This window comes from Streptomyces sp. NPDC058051 (genome assembly GCF_042885475.1).
GTDB lineage: Bacteria > Actinomycetota > Actinomycetes > Streptomycetales > Streptomycetaceae > Streptomyces.
Window position 1 is genome coordinate 188,354 of record NZ_JBHVRW010000003.1, and the last position, 26,836, is coordinate 215,189.

15 protein-coding genes are annotated in these 26,836 nt (G+C 72.6%); 2 read left to right on the forward strand and 13 right to left on the reverse strand.

Going from position 1 to position 26,836, the window contains the following annotated elements; translation table 11 throughout:
* Window positions 1-108 precede the first annotated feature (108 nt).
* Window positions 109-3,906 carry a multifunctional oxoglutarate decarboxylase/oxoglutarate dehydrogenase thiamine pyrophosphate-binding subunit/dihydrolipoyllysine-residue succinyltransferase subunit gene (locus tag ACFVUT_RS06490; protein WP_389644396.1) on the forward strand — a complete coding sequence of 1,266 codons (3,798 nt, stop codon included), beginning with the start codon at window positions 109-111 and terminating at the stop codon, window positions 3,904-3,906.
* Between the two features lie 170 nt (window positions 3,907-4,076).
* Here ACFVUT_RS06490 and fxsT (ACFVUT_RS06495) read toward each other — a convergent pair whose 3' ends face one another.
* The 13 genes from fxsT (ACFVUT_RS06495) to ACFVUT_RS06555 all read right to left on the reverse strand — a co-directional run bounded on the left by fxsT (ACFVUT_RS06495) (window position 4,077) and on the right by ACFVUT_RS06555 (window position 26,390).
* Window positions 4,077-7,676, reverse strand: a complete 3,600-nt coding sequence (fxsT, locus tag ACFVUT_RS06495) for an FxSxx-COOH system tetratricopeptide repeat protein (RefSeq protein ID WP_389644394.1) — start codon at window positions 7,674-7,676, stop codon at window positions 4,077-4,079.
* Window positions 7,673-8,992, reverse strand: coding sequence for a CHAT domain-containing protein (locus ACFVUT_RS06500; protein ID WP_389644391.1), 1,320 nt, complete (start codon window positions 8,990-8,992; stop codon window positions 7,673-7,675). Before ACFVUT_RS06500 ends, fxsT (ACFVUT_RS06495) begins: the two co-directional genes overlap by 4 nt.
* Window positions 8,985-10,931, reverse strand: a complete 1,947-nt coding sequence (locus ACFVUT_RS06505) for a hypothetical protein (RefSeq protein WP_389644389.1) — start codon at window positions 10,929-10,931, stop codon at window positions 8,985-8,987. Before ACFVUT_RS06505 ends, ACFVUT_RS06500 begins: the two co-directional genes overlap by 8 nt.
* Window positions 10,932-10,938: 7 nt before the next feature.
* Window positions 10,939-11,904 (reverse strand): AAA family ATPase, encoded by a 966-nt coding sequence (locus tag ACFVUT_RS06510; RefSeq protein ID WP_389644387.1) that lies wholly within the window; start codon window positions 11,902-11,904, stop codon window positions 10,939-10,941.
* Window positions 11,901-12,314, reverse strand: coding sequence for a CU044_2847 family protein (locus ACFVUT_RS06515; protein WP_389644384.1), 414 nt, complete (start codon window positions 12,312-12,314; stop codon window positions 11,901-11,903). The genes ACFVUT_RS06510 and ACFVUT_RS06515 overlap by 4 nt, the downstream gene beginning before the upstream one ends.
* A gap of 85 nt (window positions 12,315-12,399) precedes the next feature.
* Window positions 12,400-15,393 (reverse strand): FxSxx-COOH system tetratricopeptide repeat protein, encoded by a 2,994-nt coding sequence (gene fxsT / locus ACFVUT_RS06520; RefSeq protein ID WP_389644381.1) that lies wholly within the window; start codon window positions 15,391-15,393, stop codon window positions 12,400-12,402.
* 80 nt (window positions 15,394-15,473) lie between these two features.
* A complete protein-coding gene (locus ACFVUT_RS06525; protein WP_389644379.1) occupies window positions 15,474-16,865 on the reverse strand; it encodes an aKG-HExxH-type peptide beta-hydroxylase in 1,392 nt (463 codons plus the stop codon).
* The gene (locus tag ACFVUT_RS06530; protein ID WP_389644376.1) at window positions 16,862-18,079 is read right to left on the reverse strand and encodes an FxsB family cyclophane-forming radical SAM/SPASM peptide maturase; all 1,218 of its coding nucleotides are present in this window, start codon (window positions 18,077-18,079) and stop codon (window positions 16,862-16,864) included. The genes ACFVUT_RS06525 and ACFVUT_RS06530 overlap by 4 nt, the downstream gene beginning before the upstream one ends.
* Window positions 18,080-18,257: 178 nt before the next feature.
* Window positions 18,258-18,533: an FxSxx-COOH cyclophane-containing RiPP peptide gene (fxsA, locus tag ACFVUT_RS06535; RefSeq protein ID WP_389644373.1), complete on the reverse strand. Its 276-nt coding sequence runs from the start codon at window positions 18,531-18,533 to the stop codon at window positions 18,258-18,260.
* 245 nt (window positions 18,534-18,778) lie between these two features.
* Window positions 18,779-22,288, reverse strand: a complete 3,510-nt coding sequence (locus ACFVUT_RS06540; RefSeq protein ID WP_389644369.1) for an SAV_2336 N-terminal domain-related protein — start codon at window positions 22,286-22,288, stop codon at window positions 18,779-18,781.
* A 7-nt stretch (window positions 22,289-22,295) separates the two neighbouring features.
* Entirely contained in the window at window positions 22,296-23,336 is a 1,041-nt protein-coding gene (locus tag ACFVUT_RS06545; protein WP_389644366.1) for an AAA family ATPase, read from the reverse strand.
* Window positions 23,337-23,568: 232 nt separating this feature from the next.
* A complete protein-coding gene (locus ACFVUT_RS06550; RefSeq protein WP_389644363.1) occupies window positions 23,569-25,680 on the reverse strand; it encodes a trypsin-like peptidase domain-containing protein in 2,112 nt (703 codons plus the stop codon).
* Complete coding sequence (locus ACFVUT_RS06555; RefSeq protein ID WP_389644360.1) at window positions 25,677-26,390, reverse strand: CU044_2847 family protein; 714 nt, start codon at window positions 26,388-26,390, stop codon at window positions 25,677-25,679. Before ACFVUT_RS06555 ends, ACFVUT_RS06550 begins: the two co-directional genes overlap by 4 nt.
* A 183-nt stretch (window positions 26,391-26,573) precedes the next feature.
* Between ACFVUT_RS06555 and ACFVUT_RS06560 the strand changes: the two genes are divergently transcribed.
* Entirely contained in the window at window positions 26,574-26,774 is a 201-nt protein-coding gene (locus tag ACFVUT_RS06560) for a DUF6104 family protein (protein ID WP_389644357.1), read from the forward strand.
* Window positions 26,775-26,836: the final 62 nt, after the last annotated feature.

A 26,836-nucleotide genomic window follows, 5' to 3' on the forward strand; every position in this document is an offset into this window, starting at 1 on the left:
TGACTTGCACGACGAAGACCGGCCCGGCCTGCATGGAATGGTCAGGGGGGCGTAGCCTTGATTTCCGCTGTCCATCACCTTGTGAAGCGGAAGAGGGCGGTTGCCGCCGTGTCGTCTCAGTCCCCCAGTAACTCGAGCATCTCGACCGACCAAGCCAACCCGGGTTCGAACCCGGCTGCGGCGTTCGGCGCCAATGAGTGGCTCGTCGACGAGATCTACCAGCAGTACCTCCAGGATCCCAATTCGGTCGATCGCGCCTGGTGGGACTTCTTCGCCGACTACAAGCCGGGCACGTCCGGCACGGCGGACAAGCCCGTTCCCGGCGCCCCGGCCGCGGTGACCCCGGCCCCGGCCACCGCCGCACAGGCCCCGGCCCCGGCCGCGCAGGCCCCCGCGCCCGTGGCACCGGCACCCGCACAGGCCGCTCCCGCCGTCGCACCGGCGGCCCCGGCGAAGGCCGCGCCGGCCCCCGCCGCGAAGGCCCCCGCCCCGGCCCCGGCCAAGCCCGCCGCGGCACCGGCCACCGAGGCTCCGGCCGGCCCCGAGTACGTGACGCTGCGCGGCCCGTCGGCCGCCGTCGCGAAGAACATGAACGCCTCGCTGGAGCTGCCGACGGCCACGTCCGTGCGCGCCGTTCCGGTGAAGCTGCTCTTCGACAACCGCATCGTCATCAACAACCACCTCAAGCGGGCCCGGGGCGGGAAGATCTCCTTCACGCACCTCATCGGGTACGCGATGGTGCAGGCCCTCAAGGCCATGCCGGCGATGAACCACTCCTTCGCGGTGAAGGACGGCAAGCCGACCCTGGTCAAGCCGGACCACGTCAACCTCGGTCTGGCCATCGACCTGGTGAAGCCGAACGGCGACCGCCAGCTGGTCGTCGCGGCCATCAAGAAGGCCGAAACGCTCAACTTCTTCGAGTTCTGGCAGGCCTACGAGGACATCGTCCGCCGCGCCCGCAACGGCAAGCTCGGCATGGACGACTTCACCGGAGTCACCGCCTCGCTGACCAACCCCGGCGGCATCGGCACCGTGCACTCGGTGCCCCGCCTGATGCCCGGGCAGGGCCTCATCATGGGCGTCGGCGCGATGGACTACCCGGCCGAGTTCCAGGGCACCTCCCAGGACACCCTGAACAAGCTGGGCATCTCCAAGGTCATGACGCTGACCTCGACGTACGACCACCGGGTCATCCAGGGCGCCGCCTCCGGCGAGTTCCTGCGGATCGTCGCCCAGCTCCTGCTCGGCGAGAACGAGTTCTACGACGAGATCTTCAAGTCGCTGCGCATCCCGTACGAGCCGGTCCGCTGGCTCACGGACATCGACGCCTCGCACGACAACGACGTGACCAAGGCCGCACGGGTCTTCGAGCTGATCCACTCCTACCGGGTCCGCGGCCACGTCATGGCCGACACCGACCCGCTGGAGTACCGCCAGCGCAAGCACCCCGACCTGGACATCACCGAGCACGGCCTCACCCTGTGGGACCTGGAGCGGGACTTCGCGGTCGGCGGTTTCGCCGGCAAGTCGCTGATGAAGCTCCGCGACATCCTCGGTGTGCTGCGTGAGTCGTACTGCCGCACCACCGGCATCGAGTTCATGCACATCCAGGACCCGAAGCAGCGCAAGTGGCTCCAGGACCGGGTGGAGCGCACGCGCACCCAGCAGCCCGAGCGCGAGGAGCAGCTGCGCATCCTGCGCCGGCTGAACGCCGCCGAGGCGTTCGAGACGTTCCTGCAGACCAAGTACGTCGGCCAGAAGCGGTTCTCGCTAGAGGGCGGCGAGTCCGTCATCCCGCTGCTCGACGCGGTCATCGACTCCGCCGCCGAGGCCCGTCTCGACGAGGTCGTCATCGGCATGGCCCACCGCGGCCGGCTGAACGTGCTGGCGAACATCGTCGGCAAGTCGTACGCGCAGATCTTCCGCGAGTTCGAGGGCAACCTCGACCCCCGGTCGATGCACGGCTCCGGCGACGTGAAGTACCACCTGGGCGCCGAGGGCACCTTCACCGGGCTGGACGGCGAGCAGATCAAGGTCTCGCTGGCCGCCAACCCCTCGCACCTGGAGGCCGTCGACCCCGTCCTGGAAGGCATCGCCCGCGCCAAGCAGGACATCATCAACAAGGGCGGCACGGACTTCACCGTCCTGCCCGTCGCGCTCCACGGCGACGCGGCCTTCGCGGGCCAGGGCGTCGTCGCCGAGACGCTCAACATGTCGCAGCTGCGCGGCTACCGCACCGGCGGCACCGTGCACGTGGTGATCAACAACCAGGTCGGCTTCACCGCCGCCCCGGAGTCCTCACGCTCCTCGATGTACGCCACCGACGTGGCGCGCATGATCGAGGCGCCGATCATCCACGTCAACGGTGACGACCCCGAGGCCGTCGTCCGTGTCGCACGTCTGGCCTTCGAGTTCCGGCAGGCGTTCAACAAGGACGTCGTGATCGACCTCATCTGCTACCGCCGCCGCGGTCACAACGAGGGCGACAACCCGGAGTTCACCAACCCGCAGATGTACACCCTGATCGACAAGAAGCGCTCGGTGCGCAAGCTCTACACCGAGTCGCTCATCGGTCGCGGCGACATCACGCTGGAAGAGGCCGAGCAGGCGCTCCAGGACTTCCAGGGCCAGCTGGAGAAGGTCTTCGCGGAGGTCCGCGAGGCCACCTCGCTGCCGGCTCCGACGCACACCCCCGAGGTCCAGCCCGAGTTCCCGGTCGCCGTGAACACCGCGGTCTCCCAGGAGGTCGTGAAGGTCATCGCGGAGTCCCAGGTCAACATCCCCGAGCGGATCACCGTCCACCCCCGCCTGATGCCGCAGATGCAGCGCCGCGCGGCCTCGGTGGAGAACGGCACGATCGACTGGGGCATGGGCGAGACCCTGGCCATCGGTTCGCTGCTGATGGAGGGCACCCCGGTCCGGCTCGCCGGCCAGGACACCCGCCGCGGCACCTTCGGCCAGCGGCACGCGGTCCTCGTCGACCAGGTGACCGGCGAGGACTACACCCCGCTGCTCTACCTCGCCGACGACCAGGCCCGTTACAACGTCTACGACTCGCTCCTCAGCGAGTACGCGGCGATGGGCTTCGAGTACGGCTACTCGCTGGCCCGTCCGGAGTCGCTGGTCATCTGGGAGGCTCAGTTCGGTGACTTCGTCAACGGCGCGCAGACCGTCGTCGACGAGTTCATCTCCTCGGCCGAGCAGAAGTGGGGCCAGACCTCCGGCGTCACGCTGCTGCTGCCGCACGGCTACGAGGGCCAGGGCCCGGACCACTCGTCCGCCCGCCCGGAGCGCTTCCTCCAGCTGTGCGGGCAGAACAACATGACGGTCGCCATGCCGACCCTGCCGTCGAACTACTTCCACCTCCTGCGGTGGCAGGTGCACAACCCGCACCACAAGCCGCTGATCGTCTTCACCCCGAAGTCGATGCTCCGTCTCAAGGCGGCCGCGTCGAAGGCGGAGGAGTTCACCGTCGGCGGCTTCCGCCCGGTGATCGGTGACGACACGGTGCACGCGAACGACGTCCGCAAGGTCGTCTTCTGCGCCGGCAAGGTCTACTACGACCTGGAGGCGGAGCGCCAGAAGCGCGGCGTCACGGACACCGCGATCATCCGTCTGGAGCGCCTGTACCCGCTGCCGGGTGCCGAGCTGCAGGCCGAGATCGCCAAGTACCCGAACGCCGAGAAGTACCTCTGGACCCAGGAGGAGCCGGCCAACCAGGGTGCCTGGCCGTTCATCGCCCTGAACCTGATCGACCACCTGGACCTGGCCGTCGGCGCCGACGTCCCGCACGGTGAGCGCCTGCGCCGCATCTCGCGTCCGCACAGCTCGTCCCCGGCGGTCGGCTCGGCCAAGCGCCACCAGGCGGAGCAGGCACAGCTGCTCGCCGAGGTCTTCGAGGCCTGACCGGCAGCAGCGGCATTCCGAAGGGTCCGCTCCCGCGAGACGATCGCGGGGGCGGACCCTTCGGGGTTCCCGGGCTCGCGCCCCGGCCGCCGCTCCCCGGGGCGCCGCGCTCCCCCGCCGCTGCTTCCCGGGACCGCGCGCTCCCCGCCGCGGCACTTGTGGCCCGGCCCTCAGATGACGAGCGGTTCGAACGACTGGAACGGCGGCTCGCCGGTCGTCGGCGCCGTCGCGTAGGCCGCCCGGCAGGCGACGGCCAGCGGATGACCGGTCCCCAGCGCGGCGGCAGCCCTGGCCTCGCACGCGCGGCCCAGCTCCCGCGCGGCAGCCCGCTGCCCGGTCCGGATCCGTACGAGCGTCGTGTTCAGCCCCCAGCCGATCGCCCACGGGTGGTCCTCCCCCACCTCACGGGCCATCAGCGTGCGGGTCTCCTCGATCCCGCGGCACGCGAGGTCGTGATCCCCGAGCGTCCATCGCATCAAGGCCGTGTTGCCCCGCGTTCCGATGGTGTACGGGTGTTCCGGGCCCAGCATCCTCAGGTAGCCGGCCACCACCTGCTCATGGAGCGCCCACGCCCGCCCGGGATCGCCGGCCTCCCGCTCCACGCAGGCGTCGCTCGCCGTGATCTGCAGGGTGACCGGGTGATGTTCACCGAGCACGCGCAGGCAGCGCTCCCGTACATCGGTCAGGAGGGGCAGGGCCACGGCCGCTCCCGCTCCCGCGTACCGGCACAGGGCCAGACTGTGCTGAGCGCGCAGGGTCTGGGGATTTCCGGCCCCGAGCAGCCGCAGATGACTGCGGACCGTCCGGCTCAGCTCCTCCTCGGCCTCCTCGTGGTGCCCGAGAAGCCGCAGATCGATGGCACAGTTGATCTCCGAGTAGAGGGTCGCCGACGCACCCGTCCGCAGCACGGCCCGCCGCAGGGCGAGGGTGCGCCGGTCGAGTGCCAGGGCCTCCTCGTACCGGCCGAGCAGGCGCAACGACACGGCCAGGTTGTTGTCCGCGTTCAGCGTGCGGCCGTCCTCCTGCCCGAAGAGGGTCAGGCAGCGGTCTCTGATCGAGGCGGAGAGGTCCAGGGCTTCCCGGTAGCGCCCCTGCCCGCGCAGATCGGCCGCGAGCCCGCCGACCGCCCGCAGGTGCTCCGGGTCCGCTTCCCTGCCCTCGGCGCGCAGGGAGGCGATTGCGGTGCGCTCGACGCTCTCGCTCGTACGGTAGTCACCGAGCGCGCGCAGCAGATTGGCGTAGTGGTGGCTGAGGTCCCAGATCCTCGGGTGCGTCTCTCCGAGCAGGGACCGCCAGGAATCCATCGCCGGCTCGGCGAGCCGTATTCCGCTGCCGTACTCACCCGAAAGGTACATGTAACGCAGGCAGTTGAGGACGAGCAGCTGCACCGACGGCTCGGTGCTCTCCAGCACTTCCGCCCATTTGAGGTGCGGGGTGAGGGCGGCGTAGACGGGCCAGGCGCCGATGTCGGCGGGATCCCCGGGGTCGGACACGGCCAGGGCGTGCTGGGCGGCGTCGCGATAGCGGGCTCTGTGCTCGTCGGAGATCCGACCCCGCACGAGCTGGTGGAACAACCGGTGGAGCTGCAGCGCTGCACCGTCGCCGACCGGCCAGGCGCCGGTCTCCAGACGGACGGCCGAGTGACGCAGCAGTTGGCGCATGGCTCGGAGGCGGGCGGAGTCGTCATCGGGCGAGCCGAACTGCTGCGCGCGGTTCAGCAGGTACCCGGGGATGGAGCCGGGGGCGAAGAAGGCGCAGAGGCAAAGGAGTTCGAAGGCTTCCGGATCGCTGTCCTGCAACTGGTTCAGCTGGATCGCCCAGGCGGTCCGGAAGACGATCGGGAAGTCCACGGAGACCTTGACCACGTCCGCGTCGATGCCGTCTGCGAGAAGTTCGAGGTACGCGTCGACGGTCAGCCCGGATTCGTCGAGCCAGCCGGCCGTCTGGTCGAGCAGCAGCGGCAGGTCCTCCAGTGCTTCGGCGAGCCGGCCCGCCTCGGCCGGGGTGAGACGCGGGGCCCGGCGGCTGACGAAGTCGACCGACTCCTGGCGCCCGTAGACCGGGACCTCGACGAGAGTGGTGTCGTGCTCGCCCCAGCCCAGATGGCGTGAGGTGATCAGGACATGGCCCGTCCCGGCCGGCACCAGATCCCGAATCTGTTCGGGGTCGTCGGCGCCGTCGAGGACCAGGAGCCAGTGCGCGTACGGTTCGCCGCGGCGCAGGGCGTCGGCCACCGCGCGCAGCCGTTCGCCGTATTCGGCACCGGTGGACAGGCCCAGTTCGGGGGCGAGTTCGGAGAGCCGCCTGCGGCAGAGTGAGCGGCGTTCGGCGTCCACCCACCACACCACGTCGTACGCGGAGCCGAAGCGGTACACGTACTCGGCGGCCAGTTGGGTCTTGCCGACGCCGGACATCCCGTACAGGGCGACCGTGCCGTGTCCCTGCTCGGCGTCGGCGAACAGCTGATGCGTGCGGTTGAGGAGTTCGTCGCGTCCGGTGAACCGGGTGTTGCGACGTGGCACCCCGCCCCACACCTCGGGGACGTCGGCCGGATACCGGGGTCGCGCCCCGGCCGTGGCGAGTTCGGGCCGTGCGTCGACGGGCAGGTCCAGCCGGTGCAGCAGCCGCCGTTCGGCCTCCGCCTCGCTGATACCGACGAGGTCGACGGGATGCAGCACGGCGGTCGCCGCGGGCAGCGCCGAGGTGGTGAGGGAGACGGCCGCGAAACGGTCCGGCTCGGGTGCGACGACCTCGCGCAGGGCCCGGCTCCATTGCTCGTGGCTGTCCTGGCCGGGCTGGATGTACCCGTCGCTGAGCAGCAGCAGGATGCGGCCGGGCGACAGGAGCAGGTCCCTGAGGATCTCCCTCGGTGGCACGTCCGGCGGCAGGTCTTCTCCGGCGGGCTCCCGGCGTCGGAGCACCACCCATGCTCCGCGGCGCTCCAGAAGGTCCGCGATCCACACCGCCCAGGCCCGGTTGGAACCGACGAAGCTGATCGTGACCGCGCTGTCGGTGCCGGGTTGCGGATCGGGCAGCCTGTCGGGCGAGGTCCGGGGCCGGTCATCCGGTCGGTGCTCCGAGCGGTCCTCGGGCCGCTCCTCCGGCCGGTTCGAGGCGTCCGGTGGCCGCATCCGCTCGGGCTCCGGATCCGGCGACAGGGACGGCGGGGCGGCCGTGGCCCCGCTCGGCGGTGACGGCGCAGGACGGTGGGTGAGCCCCTCCAGGAAGGCACGCAGTTGCCCGGTCGGCCGCACGGCCCCGGCCTCCGCCGACCGGTCCACCTCCGTCTCCCCCGACCCGTCGGACGGCCCAGCGGTGTCCGGGCGTGGCCCGGGCGGCAACCCGGGCAGACGTCCGGCGACCGCTCGGGGCGTCTTCGGCTCCGAGGCCGCTTCCCTGATGCGGCAGGGCAGTTCGGCCTTGCGGACCGGCATGCCCCACTGGTTGGAGATGGTCAGCCGCAGCACGGCGGGACCGGCGACCTCGCCCGCCGTGACGACGAATCGCGCGGGGCCGTACGTACCTCCGAACCGGTGCAGTACGACGCCGGGGTCGTCGAGCACTTCACAGACGAAGTGCGGAGCACCGTCCAGCGAGACGCTGAAGGCCAACTCCTCCTCTTCGTAGGGCCATGCCTCGCCGTCGTACTCGCTGTCGGCGCCGAGGGGGCCGCGCAGGTCGACGCTGACGCAGTGGACAAGCCCCGGCTCCACCTCGCGCAGCCAGCCCACGACCGGTTCGATCAGCAGAGGTCGCTCGTCACCGCTCATGGTGAGGCCTCCTCCCGCACCCGCGCGCCGTGCTCGTGGGGGCCGGTGAGGTGCAGCGTGCTGAGGGGATGGCCGTAGTACTGGAACATCAGGCTGTAGAGCAGTCGCAGGACATGGCGCTGTCCTGGTGCGTCGAAGGTGCCGTCGTCCCTGATCCTGAGGGGGATGCCGCCCCCGGCCCGGAGCGGGGCCCCGCCCCTGGCCTCGAATTCGGCGAGCGCCCCGGCACGGAAGTGACGCAGCGCGCGGGCCACCGGGCGTGCGGGATCCGCGGTCACGGCCTCCACCAGGTGACGGATCAGCTCACCGGCCTCGGCCTCGCCGACCTTTCCGGCGGTGACGATGCAGCCGCCTGCCCCCTTGCCGAGGAAGATCTCGGTGAAGCCGCGCAGATACTGCCGGCCGTCACCGTCGTAGTCGAGCAGACCTCCGGAGTGGCAGGCGTTGAGACAGACCAGGGAACCGTCCCTGCGCAGCAGGGTCATCTCCTGGTCGCTGTACTCGGCCCAGGTGACGTCGGCCAGGGTGAGTGTGCTGAGCTGATCGGCGAAGGTGCCGTGGCAGCCCATGTAGACCAGTCCGGTCCGGTCGGCGTCGTGCGCGTCGAGACTGTTCAGGAAACTGACGATGCCGGTGTGCGGTCGGTGGTCATAGCCCTGGAAGACGGTCATGTCGGAGCGCATGTCGTGGTGGAAGTACCCGAGGACGCCACCGGCGGGAGCAGCCGCGTCGGCCGGGAAGTCGTCCCGCCCGTGCCGCACATCGAGCCAGCGGGCCATGTCGACGAGCGCCCCCAGCAGTCCGCCGGCGAGCCCGGCCTCCGGTACGGCGGGCAGGGTCAGTGCCTCCCAGGGCAGGTCGAAGCCCGTCTGGTCGAGGAACACGATCTGGAGGGCGTCACGGTGGGCGGCGCGGCAGCGGTTGATCCAGTCGGTCAGCGGACGCTGGTGTCCGGACCAGCGGCGGATGGACCGCAGGAGTTCGGACGGCGGCTCACCGCCCTGGCGGGCATGGCGGAGGCTGATGGCCTGCGGCCGTCGCTGGCCCTCGCCCGAGCGGTACTCCAGCGCGGGCACTTCGGGGCAGTACGCCTCGAAACCGAATGCCTCCGGCGCCCCGTGCGGTGTGTGGTGACGTTTCACCTTGACCCGCGCGTACGTCGTGGTGGGGGGCGCCTTCGCGTGCACGGGCTGCGCGCCGAGCCCCTGTGGTTGTCCGGTCGGGGCCCCTTCGGGGACGACGGCCCGTGGCGCGGGCAGCGCCTGCCCCGCCAGTCGGCCGAGACGCCGGATGGCCCGCAGCGGCTCCTCACGCACGGTTCACCGCCCCGTCGTCCGGCTGTCCGACGATCACGCTGCCGCGCAACGCGCGGGCGAGCTCGGCCGGCAGGGCGGTGTACGGACGGCGTCCCGGGTCGACGACCACGCTGTGCAACCGGGTCCGGCCCAGGGAGCCGATCCGTCCGGCCGCCGCCAGCGCGTCCTCGATCCCGGCCCGCCCCACGGGGCCGCCACCCGGGCGCCGGCCCCGGTGCGCCGCGGCGAGCGGCACGTTGCCGCGCCCGTCGGTGACGACCACCAGGAGTGCCTCGACGAGTCCGGCACGGTGGTGGTGAAAGGCGTGGCGCAGGGCGCGACCGGCCTGTTCGAGGCCGTGCGCGAGCGGGGTGGCCCGGCCGGGCGGCCGGGTGAGCGCGGCGACGATCCGGGGATCCCGGGTGGAGCGGGCCGCGAAGGACTCGGCCCGCAGCTCGTCGGCGGCGGTCGCGCTGCCGACCTCCACGACCTGGACGGAGGCCCGGGTGACGTAGGCCCACTGCAGGAACGGTTCGAGTGCCGGGTGCCAGTCCCATCCCGGGTGGCAGGTGTGGTCGAGTACGAGGGTGAGCAGGGTCACGGGTTCGGGCGCCCGGACGTAGCCGCGCAGGTCCTGCGGAGTGATGACCAGCCGGTCGCGGTCCTCGCGGACCGCACGGCTCTTGGCGGCCTCCATCGCCGTACGGACGGGGGCGAGGTCCCACAGGTCACGGGCGCGCCGCACACCGACGACGGGCCCCCGCCCGCTCCGCGACGCGCCGGCCGGGCGTGGGACGGGGTTGCGCAGCTCGCTGCCGTCCGCCCGAGGGCCTGCTCTGTCCTCCGGATACGGTGTCCGGTCCGGCACGCGGCCTTGCGACAGCGGTGCGGTGGCCGCTCCGATGGGCTCTTCGGCTCCTGGGGCGTGGACGGGGGTACCGAGGGCGCCGTGCCGGTCCTGGTCCGTGCCGGGCACGGGTTCGGTCTCCTCCCGGCGGGGCCCGGGCAGGTCCGGGCCGGTGGGGCCGGGGCCGGGCCCGGGAGGGTCGAAGGGCCGGTGCACGGTACGGAGCCGGATGAGCCGGGCAGCGCGGTCGACGTGACGGGCGGTGACGTGGTGCGGGCCGGGGTGCGGAACGAGACCCTGCGGGGCAGAGCCGTGACCGGCGGCTCCCTCGGGGTCTGCCTCGGCCGCCTCCAGCCGGGCGAGGGCGCGGGCGGTGCGGGCGAGGGCGAGTGTCCTGCGGTGCCCGGTGCCGTCGCGCGTGTCCAGCATCTCCAGTACGCGTGGGGGGACTTCGGTGTGGAGGGGCAGGGGCGGGCGGGGCGACCGGGGGTCCAGGGCCGCAGCCCAGGCGGTGGGGAGCGGTCCGAGGGGTTCGGGTTCCGGTGCGGTCCGCAGGCCGGGGACGGCGAGGCGGAGCGGGAAGCGGTCCAGGAGGTGCGGCGAGACCCGTTCGACGTCCTCGGTGCGGCAGACGGCGAGCCACCGCGTGCGGGGTTGCCAGCGGTGGCGGAATCCGGTGTGCTCGACGGTGGCGACATCGGCTCCGAGGAGTTGGACGGCGGCGCGCGTCCCGGGCACGCTCAGCCGGGCCAGATCGGGCACGACGACGAGCGAGGCGCCGGTGCCCGTCTCGGTCAACGGCCCGGGTTCGACGGTGAACTCGATGCCTTCGGGGCTGCGGCGGACACGGGGGCGCAGCCACAGGTCCTCGTCGATGGTGGCCGCGTTGAGCGTCGACCGCTGCACCGGGGTGCCCGGCGGATCCCCGGCGGCCATCCGGAGCAGTCCGGTGAACACGTCGGTGACGGCGGTGAGACGGTCCGGCGGCAGGTCGAAGAGCAGGACTCCGGGCAGCCCCGGTTCGAGGGCGGCGCAGACGAGCACGGTGAGCAGCCGGCGGGGCAGTTCGTCGGATTCCTGAGCGCGCACGGGCTGCGGCGGCCGGGCGGACATCGGCGGCTCAGCCGAACAGGTCGCTGACGGCGGCGTCCTCGTCCTGTCCCCAGCCGAACGCCGAACCGTGGGCGGACTCGGGCCGGCGATGGCGCAGGGCGAGCGGCAGCACACGGCGCACATGCGCGGGCTCCACCCGCCCGGCGTCGTCCTTGGCTGCCAGAGCGCGGGCGGCGCGGGCCACGAGCAGGTCACCGCGCTGTCCGACGGCACCCGTCCGCGCGGCGGCCTCCGCGCAGAGCCGGATCACCGTCCCGTCCAGCCGGACGCGGTGCAGCCGGTCGCGCGCGGCGAGCAGCCCGCCGCGCAACCGCTCGTTGTCCTGCTCCGCGGCACGGATCCAGGCGGAGTCCTCGATGCGGAGCTCCTCCTCGAAGGTGAGCACCGTGTCGATCATCCGGTGCCGGTCCTCGATGCCCAGCTCGGCCGTCGGCACCATCAGACCGAAGCGGTCCAGCAACTGGGCGCGCAGGCTGCCCTCTTCCGGGTTCATGGTGCCGACGAGTCCGAAGGAGACGTGCGCGGTGGTGTCCAGGCCCTCCCGCTGGACGGACAGGACTCCGGTGGAGACGACGTCCAGGATGATGTTCACGATGTGGTCGTCCAGGAGGTTGACCTCATCGACGTACAACAGGCCCTTCTCGTGGGCCTCTTCGAGCAGTCCGGGCTGCCTCTTCGGTTCCCCCTGCATCAGGGCGTCCAGCTCCCAGCCGCCGAGCACCCGGTCGTCCGTGGCGTTGATCGGCAGGGTGACGGGCAGTGCGCCCCCGGACATCAGCGCGAAGGCGCGGACGACGGTGGACTTGGCGGTGCCCCGTTGTCCGGAGACGAGGACGCCCCCGATGCCCGGGGCGATGAAGTTGAGCTCCAGCGCGAGTTTCAGTTCGTCCTGGCCGACGATCCGGCTGTACGGGAGGATGGGGATCGGTCGCGCCGGCCGGGGCGGGACGGCGGGCGAGGGGGCCCCGCTCATGAAGCGTTCACCACGGTGGCGTCCGCCCGCCCCTCCTGGCCGGGCTGCCAGCGGAAGGTGACCTGTATCTGGGCTTCCGCCCCGGCCTTCACCACCGCCGCCACGCCTGCCTCGAAGGTGATGCCGACCTGGAGCTCGACCTCGTCGGGCCGCAGTCCCTCCCCCAGATCACCGAACCGGCGCATGGCCTGGGACGCGCATCGGCGGGCCAGGTCGAGCCCTTCCCCGTACAGATCCCTGGCCGCGTCGAGAGCCCGCCGTCCGGCGCCGCCGTCCCGGGTCTCCTCCAGGTCGTACAGCGAGTCGGCGTCGGTGGGCGGCGTTTCGGCGCTCCTGTACGCCTCGGCGTCCACGACGACCGGGATCGGACCGTCCTCCCCCGGCACCACGGATCCCACGATGACCGCCATCCGCACCCCTTCCGCGCACCAACAGGCATGTTCCGCAAGGGTACTGACGCATCATCACTCACCACGGTGCTTTGCCCGATCCGCGTCAGACCATCTGTGGCTCGAAGTCCCAGTACGGACGGTTGCGGGAGCGCGCCGAGATCGTGTGGACGTGCTGGGCGCCCAGCGTGGCCACCAGATCGTCCAACGCCTCCGACTCGACCTTGTCCGCGCGCTGCAGGTCCCGGACACCGCGCAGGTCGGCGGCGTGTGCGATCCGGGCCGAGAGGGTCAGCGGGTGGGTCCGGCCGAGGACCTCGATCGCCCGGTTGATGACCGAGTCCGTCAGCGCGGCGGCGGACTCCGGGTCGCCCACCAGGTTGCGCAGCGCGGAGGCGTTGACGGCGCAGCCCAGTGTCCAGGGGTGGTTCTCCCCCACGGCGTGCGTCATATCGGCAAGCGCCTCCTCCAGGAGGCTGTGCGCGTGGTCCCGCTCCCCCACGTTGCGGAGGATCAGGGCGTGGTTGGCGCGGGTTCCCGCCACATAGGGGTGGCCCTCGCCGAGCATGTCCACATATCCGCCGACGACCCTTTCGCTTATGGCCCTGGCCTGGTCGATGTCGGCGTGCTCGCGGGCGAAGAAGCTCTGGCTGGCCGCGAACATCGTCGTCAGCGGATCGCTCTCGCCCAGCACGCGCTCGGACCGTTCGAGAACCCGGGTGAACAGAGTCGCGGCCTTCGCGCGCTCCCCCTCACGGTACTGGCAGAGCGCGAGGTTGTGCTCGGCGCGCAGGGTCTGCGGGTTGTCGGGCCCCATGACCAGCCGGTGGACCCGGACGCTCTGGTTCTGGAGCGACAGGGCGTCGCTGTACCGGCCGAGCAGGCGCAGGTCGGTGGCGTAGTTGATCTCGGAGTAGAGCGTCCAGCTGTGCCGTGGGCGCAGCAGTTGGCGCCGGGAGTCCAGGGTGCGCCGGTTGAGTTCGAGCGCCTGCTCGTACCGGCCGAGCAGCCGCAGCGAAGCGGCCAGGTTGTTCTGCGCGTTGAGGGTGCGCGCGTCCTGGTCGCCCAGCAGCTCGCGGTAGGCGCCGAGGATCCAGGTCGACATCTCCAGCGCCTCGTCATAGCGGCCGAGGCCGCGCAGGTCGGCGGCGAGGCCGCCGGCGGCGCGCAGGTGTTCCAGGTCCCGCGGACCGCGTTCGGTGCGCAGATGGTTGGTGGCGGCCCGTTCGATGGCTTCCGTACCGGCGTAGTCGCCGACGGCACGCAGCACGTTCGCGTAGTGGTAGCTGAGGTCCCAGACCCTGGGGTGGTCCTCGCCGAGGAGCTCCCGCCAGGCCTTCATGGCCCGTTCGCCGAGCTTGATGCCCGCCCGGTACTCCCCCGAGAGGTACATGTAGCGCAGACAGTTGAGCACCAGGGTCTGCACCGCCGGGTCGGTGCTCTTGAGCACGTCGGCCCACTTCAGGTGCGGGGTGATCTCGGCGTAGGCGGGCCACAGGCGGGTGTCGGTGGGCCGGCCGGGGTCCGCGGCCGCGAGGGCGCGGCGGACCACGTCGATGAACTCCTCGCGGTCGCGTTCCGGCATGTCCTTGCCGATGATCTGGTGGACCATGCGGTGCATGTAGAGCGATTCGCCGGACGACGCCTCTTCGCCACCCGATTCGTGGGACTCCAGCCGGACCACGGAGTACTGGCGGAGCTGGCCGATCGCCTTGTTCCACAGCAGCGGGTCGTTCATCAGGCCGGCCAGCTGTTCGGGCAGCTCGCCGGGCGGCATCTCCCTCAGCAGCCGGACGGGGATGGAGCCGGGTGCGAAGAAGCTGCACAGGCGCAGCAGGTCGACGGATTCGGGAACGGTGTCCTTGAGCTTGTTCAGCAGTATCGACCAGGCGGTCTGGAAGGCGAGCGGGAAGTCCGCGGAAACCTTGACGACGTCCTGGTCGATGCCGCCTTCGAGGAGTTCGATGTACTCCTCGACCGACATGTCGGAGTCGTTGAGCCAGCCGGCCGTCTGGTCGAGGAGCAGCGGGAGGTCTTCGAGCGCGTCGGCGAGTTGGTCGGCCTCGACCGGGGTCAGGCGCGGGGCCCGGCGGCGGATGAAGGCGACCGACTCCTCGCGGTCGTAGACGGGGACCTCGACGAGGTGACTGTTGTGCTCGCTCCATTCCGGGTTGCGGGAGGTGATCAGGACGTGGCCGGGGCCGGTCGGCACCAGGTCCCAGATGTGTTCGGGTTCGTCGGCGCCGTCGAGGACGAGGAGCCAGTGGGAGTGCGGTTCGCCGCGGCGCAGCGCGTCGCGTACCGCGCGCAGCCGTTCGCCGTACTCGGCTCCGGTGGACAGGCCCAGTTCGGGGGCGAGTTCGGCGAGCTTCTGGCGGTAGAGGGCGCGCCGGTCGGCGGGCACCCACCACACGACGTCGTACTCGGAGCCGAAGCGGTAGACGTACTCGGCGGCCAGTTGGGTCTTGCCGACACCGGACATGCCGTGCAGCGTCACGACGCCGGCGCCGGATTCGGCGTCCTGAAGGGACCGGTACGCCGTGGTGAGCAGTTCCTCGCGGCCCGTGAACCGGATGTTGCGGCGCGGTACCCCGCCCCACACCTCGGGGGTGTCGGCCGGGTACCGGGGGCCCTGCCGGGCGTCGACGGGCTCGGGCAGCGGATCGTCGGCCAGGCCCAGGCGTACGAGGATCCGCCGCTCGGCTTCGTCGGCGCCGACGTTGGTGAGGTCGGCGGCGCCGAGGACCGAGGTGGCTCCGGGCAGGGCGGAGGTGGTGACGCAGACGGCGGCGAAGCGGTCGGGGTCCGGGGCGACGACCTCGCGCAGGGCCCTGTTCCACTCGTCGTGGCTGCGGGGGCCGAGCTGGAAGTACCAGTCGCTGAGGACCACCAGCACCCGGCCGCGGGCCAGTGTCAGATCCCGCAGCGGCTCCTCCAGCGCGACCTCGACCGGCGGATCCCATCGCTGCAGGACGGCCGTCACTCCGCGGCGTTCCAGACGGTCCGCGATCCACGCCGCCCAGGCGCGGTTGAAGCCGGCGAAACTGATGGTGACGGGCTGCGTCCCGGTTGCTCCAACTTCCTTGTGCGTTCCGGGCATTCAACCGTCTCCCTGCCTCGATGCGAGCCTTGTCAACATACACCGGGGCGGGGTGCTCCGGCCGGTATCGCGAGGGCCGCTCACTGCCTTCGCGAACCGTTCCTCTGCTGCCATATCACCCTGGCGGTGGCCACGTACGCCTGTGCGCGCGCGAGATGACCCGTCGGGGGCGGACAATCGTCCAGACGGTGGTAGAGCGTGATCATCTCGTTGACCAGCACGCGTCCTTCACGGGTCAGCGCCGCCGATCCGGCCAGCACCGGGAGTACGGCGCCGACCTGTTCGCGGCAGCGGGCGTGTTCGGCCCAGGCCAGGTCGCGGTGGGTGACGCGCTGCGCGCCGAGGGCGAACCGCTGCCAGTAGTCGGCCAGCGCGATGTGCGAGTAGGCGCCCTGGAGGAGGCCGTCGAAGGGCCTGGGGTCGGAGCGCCAGGGGGCGAAGTGGCGTGGTGCGGCGTCCTCGTGGTGGAGCGGGACGAGCGCGCCGAGCGCGGCCAGTTTGGTGTGCTGGAGCTCGTGGACGAGGGTGGAGGCGAAGTAGGCGGGGGTGGCCGGCTTGCTGCTGAGGACGGCGCCGAACGCCTCCCGCCTGGTGCCGCTGCAGTGCGCCGCGCCCTCACCGCCCGGCCCGGAGCCGGGCGGCGGCCCGAGCGGCACCAGGCAGCGCAGCAGGACGGACGCCTCGGTGACCCGGTGCTCGCCGCCGATGCGGAGCAGGGGTTCCAGCCCGGACCAGGACTCGGTCCAGGCCTTGCGCTCCTGGTCGTCGATGTGGGTGGCGGCGCTCAGCCCGTGGTGGCGGGGTCCGCCGCCGTCGGTGCGGTACGGGTCGACGTCGTCCAGGGGGACGGGGCCGGTGCCGGGCAGTACGGCGGGCAGGGCGAGCACGGGCAGCCAGCGCGGGTCGGCCGAGCCGGTCGTGCCGTCCCGCTGGGCGTGCACGGCGAGCGGTGGCCGGCCGTCATGCGGACGTACCGTCAGTTCCCCCGCCGAGAAGGCGATGTCGACCGGGCCCGGGGCCGTGCGGACGGCTCCCAGGGTGGGCAGCGGGAGGAGTCCGTCGTGTGCGGTGAGACGGGTCGTGAACGGCGCTCCCGCCCGGATCGCGGCCGCGGCGGCCAGTGCGCTCAAGTGGTCGAGATCGGTGCGGAGTTCGGGGCCGGGCACCGGGCCGGTGAGGCCGCGCAGGCAGCGCTGCGCCCAGGGGCCCGTGAGGGGATGGAGCAGGACGGTGCGCACGGCGTTCCGGTCGGCGCGTTCGGCCGTTTCCAGCAGCGCCCAGTCCTGGCGGAGCCGGTCGAGCGCCCGGCGCGGACAGACGGTCGCGGGGGCGGCCTCGGCTGCGTCGAGCAGGGCCCGCAGGAGGAGGAGCCGACGGGTGTCCTGGCCACGTACGAGTACGTGGAGCGTGTCGGCGTCGCCTTCGGTGCGGCCGAGCCGGCGCAGCATGTGGTCCGGGAGTGGGGGGCTCATCGGTGTGCTCCTGCGGTCGCGTCGGACAGCCTGCGCGCGATGTGGCGCACGAGCCGTTCGAGATCGGCGCAGTAGACGGACGGGTTGGTGAATCCGTTGTCTGCGCGGTATCGGTGTGCGTAGTGGCCGCCGCCGCAGACGGCCAGCAGCGGACAGGCGCGGCAGGCTGCGGCCAGTGCGCCGGCGCCTGCCTGGCGGGCCGCGACGCCGGGGTGGCGCAACGCGTCGTCGAAGGTGTGGTGGAAGATGTCGAGCCCGGTGGCGGCTGCCGTGTCGTAGGCGGACTTGAGGGAGTCCACCTGCTCGATCGTCCCGTCGGTCTCGACCACGATCGCGTTGACGGGGTCGAGACCGAGGGATTCGGTGGCGGCGGGCAGGCCCAGCAGCAGGGCGATGCACTCCTCGAAGAGCCGCACCCGGGTCTCCCGCCGGCCGGCCGGCCACCAGCGGTCGAAGACGGCGGTGAGCCAGTCGCCGTACGGGGCGGGGCGGCCCGGTCCGGGCCCCGCGGCCGGCGCCTCGGGCAGGCCCGGCGGAGGTGTCGTCCAGTTGCCGTGCGGCAGCAGCAGGTCCAGGGCCGGGGGGTGCAGGGCGAGCAGCGATTCGTACATCTCGACCGGGTCGGTCCGCGGGTCGACGACGGTGAGGATGCCCGCGTACGCGTGGGGGTACCGGTCGGCGAGGAGCCGGGCGCCGCGCGAGGCGGCGGGCCAGGAGGGGCGTCCCGCGTGGTCGGTGCGCCGGGTGTTGTGGGCGGCCAGACCGCCGTCGAGGCTGATGCCGATGCGTATGCCGTGCCGCGCGAGGGTGGCGACGCGTGCTTCGGTGAGCAGCGTCGCGTTGGTCTGCACGGTGGTGTGGACGGTGCAGTCGGCGGGCGCCAGGTCGCGTACCCGGTCGGCGAGGGCGGCCAGCCGGTCGGCGCCCGCGAGGAGGGGTTCGCCGCCGTGCAGCACGAGGGCGACGTCGCGCAGTCCGTGGGCCGCGGCGTGTTCGGCGATCCGGTCCGCGGTGCGGGCGAGGACGGCGGGTGCGGCGGCGGCCGGGCGGTCGCGCCAGGTGTGGTCGGGGCCCTCGTAGAGGTAGCAGTAGCGGCAGGCCAGATTGCAGCGGCCGTGCACCTTGACGATGAACTGCCCGAAGGGGACCGGGAGCCGGCCGGCCGGCCCGGTCTTTGTGTGCGGGACCGTGTGCGGCGTCGGCGGTCGAGACATTCCGGCACCCCCGTGCTGCATGTCCATGGGGACGGTCCCCGTCGCCGGCCCGGGGCGAGTATCCCTGGTACGCCGCGCGGACAAACCCGTCCCGGGCCTCGATGTCCTGTTCAACCGGGCCCCGGACCGAAATCGTGCGGCTGCGGTGCAGCCCCGCGGGGCCCCGGGACGCGTTGCCTCAGAACGCGTTGGTGAATCCCCACAGCATCTCCCGCGGCTGCTCGGCCCGGCCCCGCAGATCCGCGACCACCTCGGCGAGCACCGGGTGGTCCAGTGTCCGCAGCGCCTCCAGGTCCAGCCCCAGGAGGTCCGGCAGCGCATCCGCCCCGCCGTCCGGCCCTCCGTTGTGCGTCGACTCGCTCATCACGCCTCCCCGTACCGCGTACTGCCGCGTCGGGCCCGGGGTGACGCGCTCGCCCTTGAGCGCGTCCCGTCGAGCCCATGTCCCTGACACACGTCCATCCGTTCGCCCCGGACGTCTACCCGCGTCACCCCGGCGCGCGTGCCGTCCGAGCGGCCCCGGTGCGGGGCTCGCCGGCACCGGTCGCCTCTGTACCGATGCCCCGCACGGTCCGGCCTACGCCTGTCCGGGCTCACCGGCGACCGGCGTCGGTCGTACGCGGCGCGCGTCGTCCGGGCCGCGTCACACCGGCGTCGGGCCGCCGGACGGATCGCCGCCCGGTCGTTCCCCTCCGGCACTCACCGCTCCAGCTCGGCCAGCCGCGCGGCGGTCGACTCGCCCGCCGCGCCCCCGCCGTCCGGCAGTTTGCGCCACTCCTCGCGGGCCGCCCGGTACGCCTCGCGTGCGGCCCGGGGGCGTCCCGCCCTCTCGTAGGTCATACCCCGCCAGTGGTTGGCTGTAGCACCCAACTCGACCGCTTCTCGGAGCTGTTGCGGATTGTCGAACTCCGCTTCGGCGGTGTTCGCCGCACCGGCCGCGTCCCGGAACGCCTCGGCCGCCTCGTCGAGCCGGGCCGGACGCTGCAGCACCCGGGAGGCATCGAGATGCGACCTGCCCAGTTCCAGCCAACAGTGCGCCTCGGTCAGCGGATCGGCCGCATCCTCGGCCGCGAGCCCGAAGAGATGCTCGGCCTCCCGCAGGTCGACCCGGTCCTCGGTGGCCCGGTGCCGCAGCATCAGCGCCCGCCCCAGCATCAGCAGCCGGTCGGCCTGACGCGTGTTCCCGGCCACCGTCTCCGTACGGCAGTCCCGCAGCACCCGCACCGCGGAGCCGATGTACGCGCGTCCGTCGGGGCGTCGGGCGCGACGCAGCAGGGTGCCGCCCCATTCGGCGAGCAGATCGGCGTGGGCCGGCGCGTCGCGCGGGATGCCCTGTGACGCGCGGGCGAACCAGTCGGCCGCCTTGACGAGTTCGCCCGGATCCCCGGTGTGCTCGTAGCGGGCGACCCGGACCCGGCCGGCGCGGGTCTGGAGCGAGGCGCGCAGTCGCTGTTCCCGTACGGTCGCCAGGGCCCGCTCGACCAGGGTCGCGGCCTCGTCCGGCTCCTCGCCGGCGGCGAGCAGGGCGTCCACCAGATCCAGCAGGACGCGCACCTCGGTGCCCGTGGTGTGGCGCCCCCCGCCCTGTTCGAACGCGGTGCGCAGGGAACGGACCGCCCGGCCCGCGTACACCCGCGACTGCTCGGTGTCGGCGGTGGCCCCGGCCAGTTTCAGCAGGGTCCGGCCGTGTGCCAGCGGCAGGGCGGCGGGCCGGTTCTCCTGGTCGGGCCAGACATCGGCGAACGCCTCCAGCATGCCGTACGCGGCCTGCAGCGGCGCGGTGTCGCCGTCGAGCCGCCACTGCGCCTCCAGGGCACGGACCCGCTCCAGCGTGAGGCGGAGGGCGTCGCCGGGTTCCAGGTCGGGGTCCGAGCAGGCGGTCGTGTACTCGCGATCGGCCCGGCGCAGCAGTTCCAGTGCACCACGCCGGTCGCCGCGCCGCCGCCGGTCGTCGGCAGCGGCGTGCAACACCTTGGCCAGGACGGCCCGTTCGCGGACCGCGCCGGGGTGGGCCACGGACCGCTCGGCGGCGTACTCCGCTTCGCGGAGCAGGTCGGCATCGCCCTGGACCTCCCACAGACGCAGCACGCAACGGGCGTACTCCGCCCACAGCCCGGGGTCGGTGCCCTGCCGGGCCTCGCGCTCGGCGGCGCCGCGCAGCAGTTGCACGGCGTCGATCAGGTACTGCACCATGCCGGCCGATTCGAAGTGCCGCATGAGGACGACGGCACTCTCCACCGCCGCGTTCGGAGTCAGTACGGAGCCGCCGCTGCCGTCACGGCCGGCCCGGATGACGAACTGTTCGGGCAGGGGCATGAATCGCTCCAGTACGCGGACCGCGACCTCGGCGAAGGGATGGGGGACGCGCGACCCGCCGCCTGCGCCGCTCTCCCCGTTCTCGTCACCCTCTTCGCCCTCTTCGCCCCCTGCGTCGGACGCGCCGCTCCCCATGGCGTCCGTCGTGCCGTCGGTCCGCACCGGCCCGTACCGGCCCTCGCCGAGCTGCGCGAAGGCGAGAGCGGGGAAGTTGGGCCCGCCCTTGCCGAACCGCTGCTCGATGTACTGCGAGCAGTGCTTGAGCACGAGCAGCGCCTCGTCCCGGCCCAGTGGCCCGAGCAGCGCCTCCCGGACCCCGGGGACGAAGGCGTACCACTGACCACCGTCCGCACCGCCGTCCTCGCCGCTGCCCCGTCTCAGCAGTCCGCTCAGCAGTACCTCGGCGAGTTCGGAGGGGCCCGAGTGGGGCAGCATCGTGCGCTGCACGAGCTGCATCACCGGCAGGTACAACGGGGCCGCCGCGAGATAGACGGCCAGCTGCCCGGCCCCCGGCGAGGCGGCGGCGCGGAAGCGGCTGACCAGTTGGAGTGAGGACAACCCGCCGCCCGGACGCTGGGCCGCCGCCGCGGGCTGATCGGCCCGTACCCAGCCGACCGCTCCGGAGATCTGTCCCGCGCCAGTACCGGACAGCAGCCTCGCCCAGGCCGCCAACGCGTTCGCCACCGGCGGGAGCACGGGAACAGCGAGGGCGCCCGGATGGACCGCGGGCCCCGTCCCCGGCTGTTCGGTGACCTTCAGCACGGCGGCTCCGCCCGGCCCGTCGCCGCGTGACAGAGAACCGTAGGTGACCGGCAGCCGGGTCCGGTTCCACATCCGCTGCGGGAGGGGCTGGAGCACGGCGGTCGGGGCCTGGCCGGCCAGCTGGTGCAGGAGCCGGTGGGCCCGGCCGCTGTGCCAGAGCGGCCCGGCGCAGTCGCTGACCAGGACGGTGACGCGGCGCCCGGTCGGATCGCTCAACCGGTCCGCGGAGTTCAGCGGCGCCGCGGCCGGGTCGCGGCTGCGGCTGACCGCGGCGGCGCCGTCCGGCCCCTGGTGCAGATAACGCACCTGGACATCGCGAAAGGCGCCCAACTGACCGAATATCTGCTGGAGTTCGCTGAACATCCGGTCCCACACCAGCATCGAGGACGAGGCGTCCATGACGCACTGGAGAACCGCCTCGCCCCGGGAGACGCCGCGGAACACCGGCATGATCAGCCCGCCGGCGCGGGCACTGCGTTCCGCGGTCGCCGTTTCGTCGAGGACGTGGCGCAGCGGCGGCGCGGCCGGACGGTAGCGCTGCAAGGGGCGCAGGGCCCGCTGGAGTTCGAGCGGCGCGGGCAGGGCGGGTGCGGCGGGCACGCCCAGTGTGAGCGCGCCTGCCCGGACGGAGGGTGCGGTGCCGGGCCGGGGCGCGGACCGGCCCGGGCCGCCGGTCCCCGAGGCGCGCGGTACGGGGTGCAGGGCGACGCGCCGGTCGCCTCCGCCGGCCTCCTGCCGCTGCTCGGGCAGCCCGTCGGCCGGTGCCGGATCCTGGTTCCCGTCGGGCCGGGCGGACGGCGCGGGGTCCGGGTCCGGCGGCCGGTACGCCTCCGGGTTCAGCGCCGGTACGGCCGCGCCGTCCTCTCCGTCCTCGTCGTCCGGAGCGTCGGGGTGGCGGGTCCAACGGGCCAGCCAGAGGGCGTCGCAGAGCTGTTCGGCGTCGGGGTCGAGTCCGGCCTCGCGCAACCGGGCGACGAACACGGGCAGCAGACCGCCGCCGCGCTCCCCCGCCCGCTCCGGGGCCTCCCCCGGACCGTCGCCATACGGCTGGGGCTCCTCCCGGGCCCTGCCCGGCGCTCCGGCCGGGGTGTCTTCCCCGTCCGGCCCGTGCCGTGGCACGCCACTGGCCATCAGCCCATCACCTCGGCCGGTCGAGACGCTGGATGAGCAGGTCGGCGAGGCGGTCGCGGCCGGCCGGGGCGGCGGCGTCGGTGAGATAGATCGCGTTCAACAGCTGGTCGGTGGCGAGGAGTTCGCTGCGGGACCGTTCCAGGAAGTGGGCGATGAGATCGTCCCCGGAGCGGGCCGCCTCGTCGCCGAGGTGGGCGCGTACGAAGGTGGCGAGCCGCTGGTGGTCGGGGCGTCCGAGCTCCAGGTGGATGCAGCGGCGCATCAACGGTGCCGGGAAGTCACGCTCGCCGTTGCTGGTGAGCACCACGAACGGGAAGGCCCGGCACTGCACCCGGCCGCCCCGCACCGTCACCTTGTTGCCGTCGTGGTCGAGGACCTCCGCTTCACCGCCGGGCAGCCGTTCGGCGATCCGCTCCAGCTCGGGGATGGCGAATTCGCCCTCCTCCAGCACATTGAGCAGGTCGTTCGGCAGATCGATGTCGCTCTTGTCGAGTTCGTCGATGAGCACGACGCGCGGCCGGTCCGAGGGCAGCAGCGCGGTGCCGAGCGGCCCGAGCCGGACGTAGCTGCCGACGTTCTCCGCCGATTCGGCACCGGACGCACCAGGCGCACCGGACGCCGCGCTGTGTGCGGCGATCTGCACGTCCTGGAGCCGGGCGATGGCGTCGTAGTGGTACAGGCCGTCCTGGAGGGTCGTACGGCTGACGACGGGCCAGCGCAGGACCCGGCCGAGGCCGAGTTCGTGGGCGACGGAGTGGGCCAGGGTGCTCTTCCCCGCGCCGGGACTTCCGGTGACCAGCAGCGGCCGGCGCAGATAGAGCGCGGCGTTGATCATTTCGAGCTCTTCGGCGCCGGGCCGGTGGAGTTCGGCGATGTGCCGGTACGCGCCGAGCCTACGGTCGGCCGATCCGTCCCCGTCCGACTCACCGGCCTCCGGGGCTCCGCGCCCCGCGAAGTCCCGCCAGGGCGGCGGAGGCGGCAACTGCTCGATGCCGCCGTGCGGTTCGCCGGCCCCTCGGTAGATGAGCCACTCGCTGGGTTCACTCATTGCGTGGTCCTCGTCGTCGTCCGCACAGGGGCAGCAGTCGAACGTGCATCACCGTAGCGATCCGGCCCGCCACCCGTAAGGGAGTTCACGGCGCCGGTAAGGGAGTTCACAGCGACCGTACGGGAGTTCACAGTGTCGGTACGGAAGTTCACGGCGCCCGTAGAGGAGTTGGCGCCGCCCGTACGGGAGTTCACCGCGCGGGTACGGGAGTTCGCCACGCCCGTACGGGAGTTCACGGTGCCCGCAGCTCGTCGTCGGAGCCGGGCAGCGGATGGGTCGGGTCGTCGAGGAGCAGGGCGACACCGTCCGACCAGAACGTCTCCGCACGGCCCGCGTGCACCCTCCTTCTCAGTTCATGGAGGGCGCGCGGCAGCCGATCCGCCGTACGGGCCCGGGTGACCGTCTCTCCGGCCCGGCGGTGGAACTCCGTACAGAACACGGCCGGTTCGCCTCTCGGCCGCCGCCACAGCACCACTCCGATGCCGCTGTCCAGCACCCTTCCGAACCCCGCGACGCTCCGGGCGTCCGTCCGGTCGCCGTGCCGGCAGAGCAAAGGGACGGTCTCGTACGCCGTTGCGCGCAGGTCCTCCACCACCGGTACGGGTACCCGCATTCCGTCCTCGCAGTCCAGGACGGCGGGGAGCATCGTGGTCGTCATGGTGCGGTGCCAGCGTGCCGCGCGTTCCCCGGCCTCGTCGTCGGACAGGGCGGGGCGGGCGTCCGAGCAGCGGATGACCACCGGCCGCTGGACGCCGAGAGGCCGCCCGTCCGGGGACAGCTGCCAGCGCTCCACCTCCAGCCCCAGCAACGACTGCGGGACCGAGACCTGGAGGACCGCGGGACTGTCGCGTTCGTCGCGCTGCCGGAACGCCTCCGCGAGAGGGGCGGCGAGCAGGGATTCGAGCGCGCGCACGGGTACGCGACGGCCGGCCCCGATGACGGGCTCGGCGTCGCCGGACGGGTGGGCCAGGATCCGCCAGTCGCAGAACTCCGGTTCCCAGCCGAGGTGTTCCAGCTCCAGCAGGACGGCCGGGGCACTCGGCGGCGGCCGGTCCGGATCGTCCGCCTGATCAGTGGTGTACGGGTGTTCGGGGTCGTGCCGGTCGTGGTGGCGGAGCCTGACCATCTCACGGCGGAACGGGCGCGAGAGCCGACCTTCCGCCGTCTGTCTCACCCAGTCCCACAGGGCGTCCTCCGCGACCTTCACGGACGGCGCCACGTGGGAGCGTTCGGCCGCGATGACGCTCATGCAGTAACGCAGGATCACCTCCAGCGCTTCGTCGCCCTCGCGCGCGTCGTAGAGGATGCCGAGCCCGTCGCGCCAGCCGCGCGGGGCCGGCGCACCCGAGACCCGGTACCCGTAGCCCAGGCCGCCGAGGACGCCGAGCAGGCTGTGCGTGCTGACCGGTGGCGGGAGCTCGGCGAGCCGGCCGAGCAGGTCGACGCGCTGCTGCGGGCTGAGCGCCGGGCCCGCACCGGCGCCCAGGTCGCGCTGGACGTCCGACCAGGTCTCCTCGTCGCCGACGGGGTTGTTGTGCCGGTCCGCGTGGTAACGGTCGTGTGCGTGGAAGACGGCCTGATACGGGTCGTCGGACTCGGGGTCCTCGAACGGGAACCCGGACTCGACGTCCGCAGGCGGAACGCCGGACCCGGTGTCCCGCGCCCGGACCCGCACGGGCAGCGTGCGCAGCCGCTCGACACCGATCGCCGTGCCGCCGCTCGCGTCGTTGGAGCGTGACTTGAGTACGCCGACGACCTCGCCCCGGGCCAGATCGACGACCGGGCCGCCGGACATGCCCGCGTACAGCTGGCTCGCCTCGATCAGCACCTGCTCGTCGCCGTCGGCCCAGTCGTCGACGGTGCCCACCACCCGGCACTCCCGGCCGAGCCGTCTGAGCGCTCCGGATCCGCCGTCCGCCCAGCCCGCGAAGTAGTACGCGCCGCGGTTCATCCCGGTGGAACGTTCGCTGAGGTACACGCAGGGGTGTTCCACGGGGCGCAGCAGCCGGATGAGCGCGAGGTCGGGGGCGGCCCAGCCGCCCGTGCGGGGCCGTTCCTCGGGCAGAGCGACGACGACCGCGCCCTCGACACTGACCGCGTCGCCGCCCCGGGCCGTCTTGTACACCACGTTCACCTGGCCTCCCCTCCCCTCCATGGCCACGTGCGCGCACGTGAGGACCCAGCTCGGGGCGATGAAGAATCCGCTCCCCAGGAAGTCGCCGTCGGATCCGTCAGGGACATACCCGGGCTCCGGACGATGGATGCGCACCGTCGCGTCCTTCACGAGGCTCATCAGTGCGGTCTCGGGATCCCGCCACGCGCCCCCGCCCAGCGGCTGCGTCACGGCCCGGTTCCGCCGTCCGGCTGCGTGCCGCCCCCATGCGCCGGTGCGCCGGTGGATGCCCCGGCGTCCGGATCGGCAGCCGGATCGACGGCGGTCGGATCGGCAGCTGCCGGATCGACGGCTGCCGGATCGACAGCAGGCGCCGTCGAGGGCCGGGCGGGTTGCGCGGCGGGAGGAGTCGGTACTGAAGGAGTCCCTGCGGGTGCCGTGAGCTGCGTCGGCAGGCCCGTCAGGGGTGGCATGAGGGGCACGGGCGGCGCCACCGGCGGCATGGCGGGGGGTGGCAGCGAGGGGGCGGCGGGCGGCCCCGGTACCTGCGCGGGCACCTGCGCGGCGGTGCCGGGACCGGCGGCCGTCCCGCCGCTCCACGTCAGGGTGACCTTGATGGACCCCTTGGCCTCGCCGTCCGCGAGAAGGCCCACGACCTTGCCCGCCTTCGCGGTGAGTTCGATGCCGAATTCGACGCTGACCTCGTCGGGCCGCACGGCGCGCAGCGGCTCGGCGAGCGACCGCGCCACGCTGGTCACGACGCCTGCCAGGCCCTCGACCCGGGCCTGCGCCCGCCGGCCCATGTTCCCGGCCCCGATGTCCGTGAACGACGGACCGTCCGCTGCCGGTTCCACCAGCTCCTCGGCGCCGGAGATCCGCGCCCAGACCTCCGTGCCGTCCGGCATCTCGATGCGCGTGACGGGCGCACGTTGCTCCCCCATGAACCCCCCGTTCCCCAACTACCCGCAGGCTAACGGCAGTACGCGGCCGGCGCGAGCGACATGGACCATGACGCCCGAACACGTCCGGCCGGTTCTCGGCGGGCTCGCGCGTCGACAGCGGAACGGTCCCGACCCCGCGCTCCCGACCTTCGCGGGGCTGTCACCAGGCATTAGGCTTGCCGCATGTACTTCACCGACCGCGGCATCGAGGAACTGGAGAAGCGGCGAGGCGAGGAAGAGGTCACTTTCGAGTGGCTCGCCGAGCAGCTGCGTACGTTCGTCGATCTCAATCCCGATTTCGAGGTGCCGGTCGAGCGCCTCGCCACCTGGCTGGCCCGCCTCGACGACGAGGACGACGACGAGGACGACGACGAGGACGCGTAGTCACTCCGCCGCGCCGCACCGGCTCCGAACCGTCCGTACGCGAAGACGATGACGTCGAGGAC

Coding starts and splice junctions, on each gene's coding strand:
- ACFVUT_RS06555 (WP_389644360.1), bottom strand. CDS start 26,390: ATGGGGGAGCAACGTGCGCCCGTCACGCGCATCGAGATGCCGGACGGC.
- ACFVUT_RS06540 (WP_389644369.1), bottom strand. CDS start 22,288: ATGGCCAGTGGCGTGCCACGGCACGGGCCGGACGGGGAAGACACCCCG.
- ACFVUT_RS06525 (WP_389644379.1), bottom strand. CDS start 16,865: ATGAGCCCCCCACTCCCGGACCACATGCTGCGCCGGCTCGGCCGCACC.
- fxsT (WP_389644381.1), bottom strand. CDS start 15,393: ATGCCCGGAACGCACAAGGAAGTTGGAGCAACCGGGACGCAGCCCGTC.
- ACFVUT_RS06560 (WP_389644357.1), top strand. CDS start 26,574: ATGTACTTCACCGACCGCGGCATCGAGGAACTGGAGAAGCGGCGAGGC.
- ACFVUT_RS06545 (WP_389644366.1), bottom strand. CDS start 23,336: ATGAGTGAACCCAGCGAGTGGCTCATCTACCGAGGGGCCGGCGAACCG.
- ACFVUT_RS06510 (WP_389644387.1), bottom strand. CDS start 11,904: ATGAGCGGGGCCCCCTCGCCCGCCGTCCCGCCCCGGCCGGCGCGACCG.
- fxsT (WP_389644394.1), bottom strand. CDS start 7,676: ATGAGCGGTGACGAGCGACCTCTGCTGATCGAACCGGTCGTGGGCTGG.
- ACFVUT_RS06505 (WP_389644389.1), bottom strand. CDS start 10,931: ATGTCCGCCCGGCCGCCGCAGCCCGTGCGCGCTCAGGAATCCGACGAA.
- ACFVUT_RS06515 (WP_389644384.1), bottom strand. CDS start 12,314: ATGGCGGTCATCGTGGGATCCGTGGTGCCGGGGGAGGACGGTCCGATC.
- ACFVUT_RS06530 (WP_389644376.1), bottom strand. CDS start 18,079: ATGTCTCGACCGCCGACGCCGCACACGGTCCCGCACACAAAGACCGGG.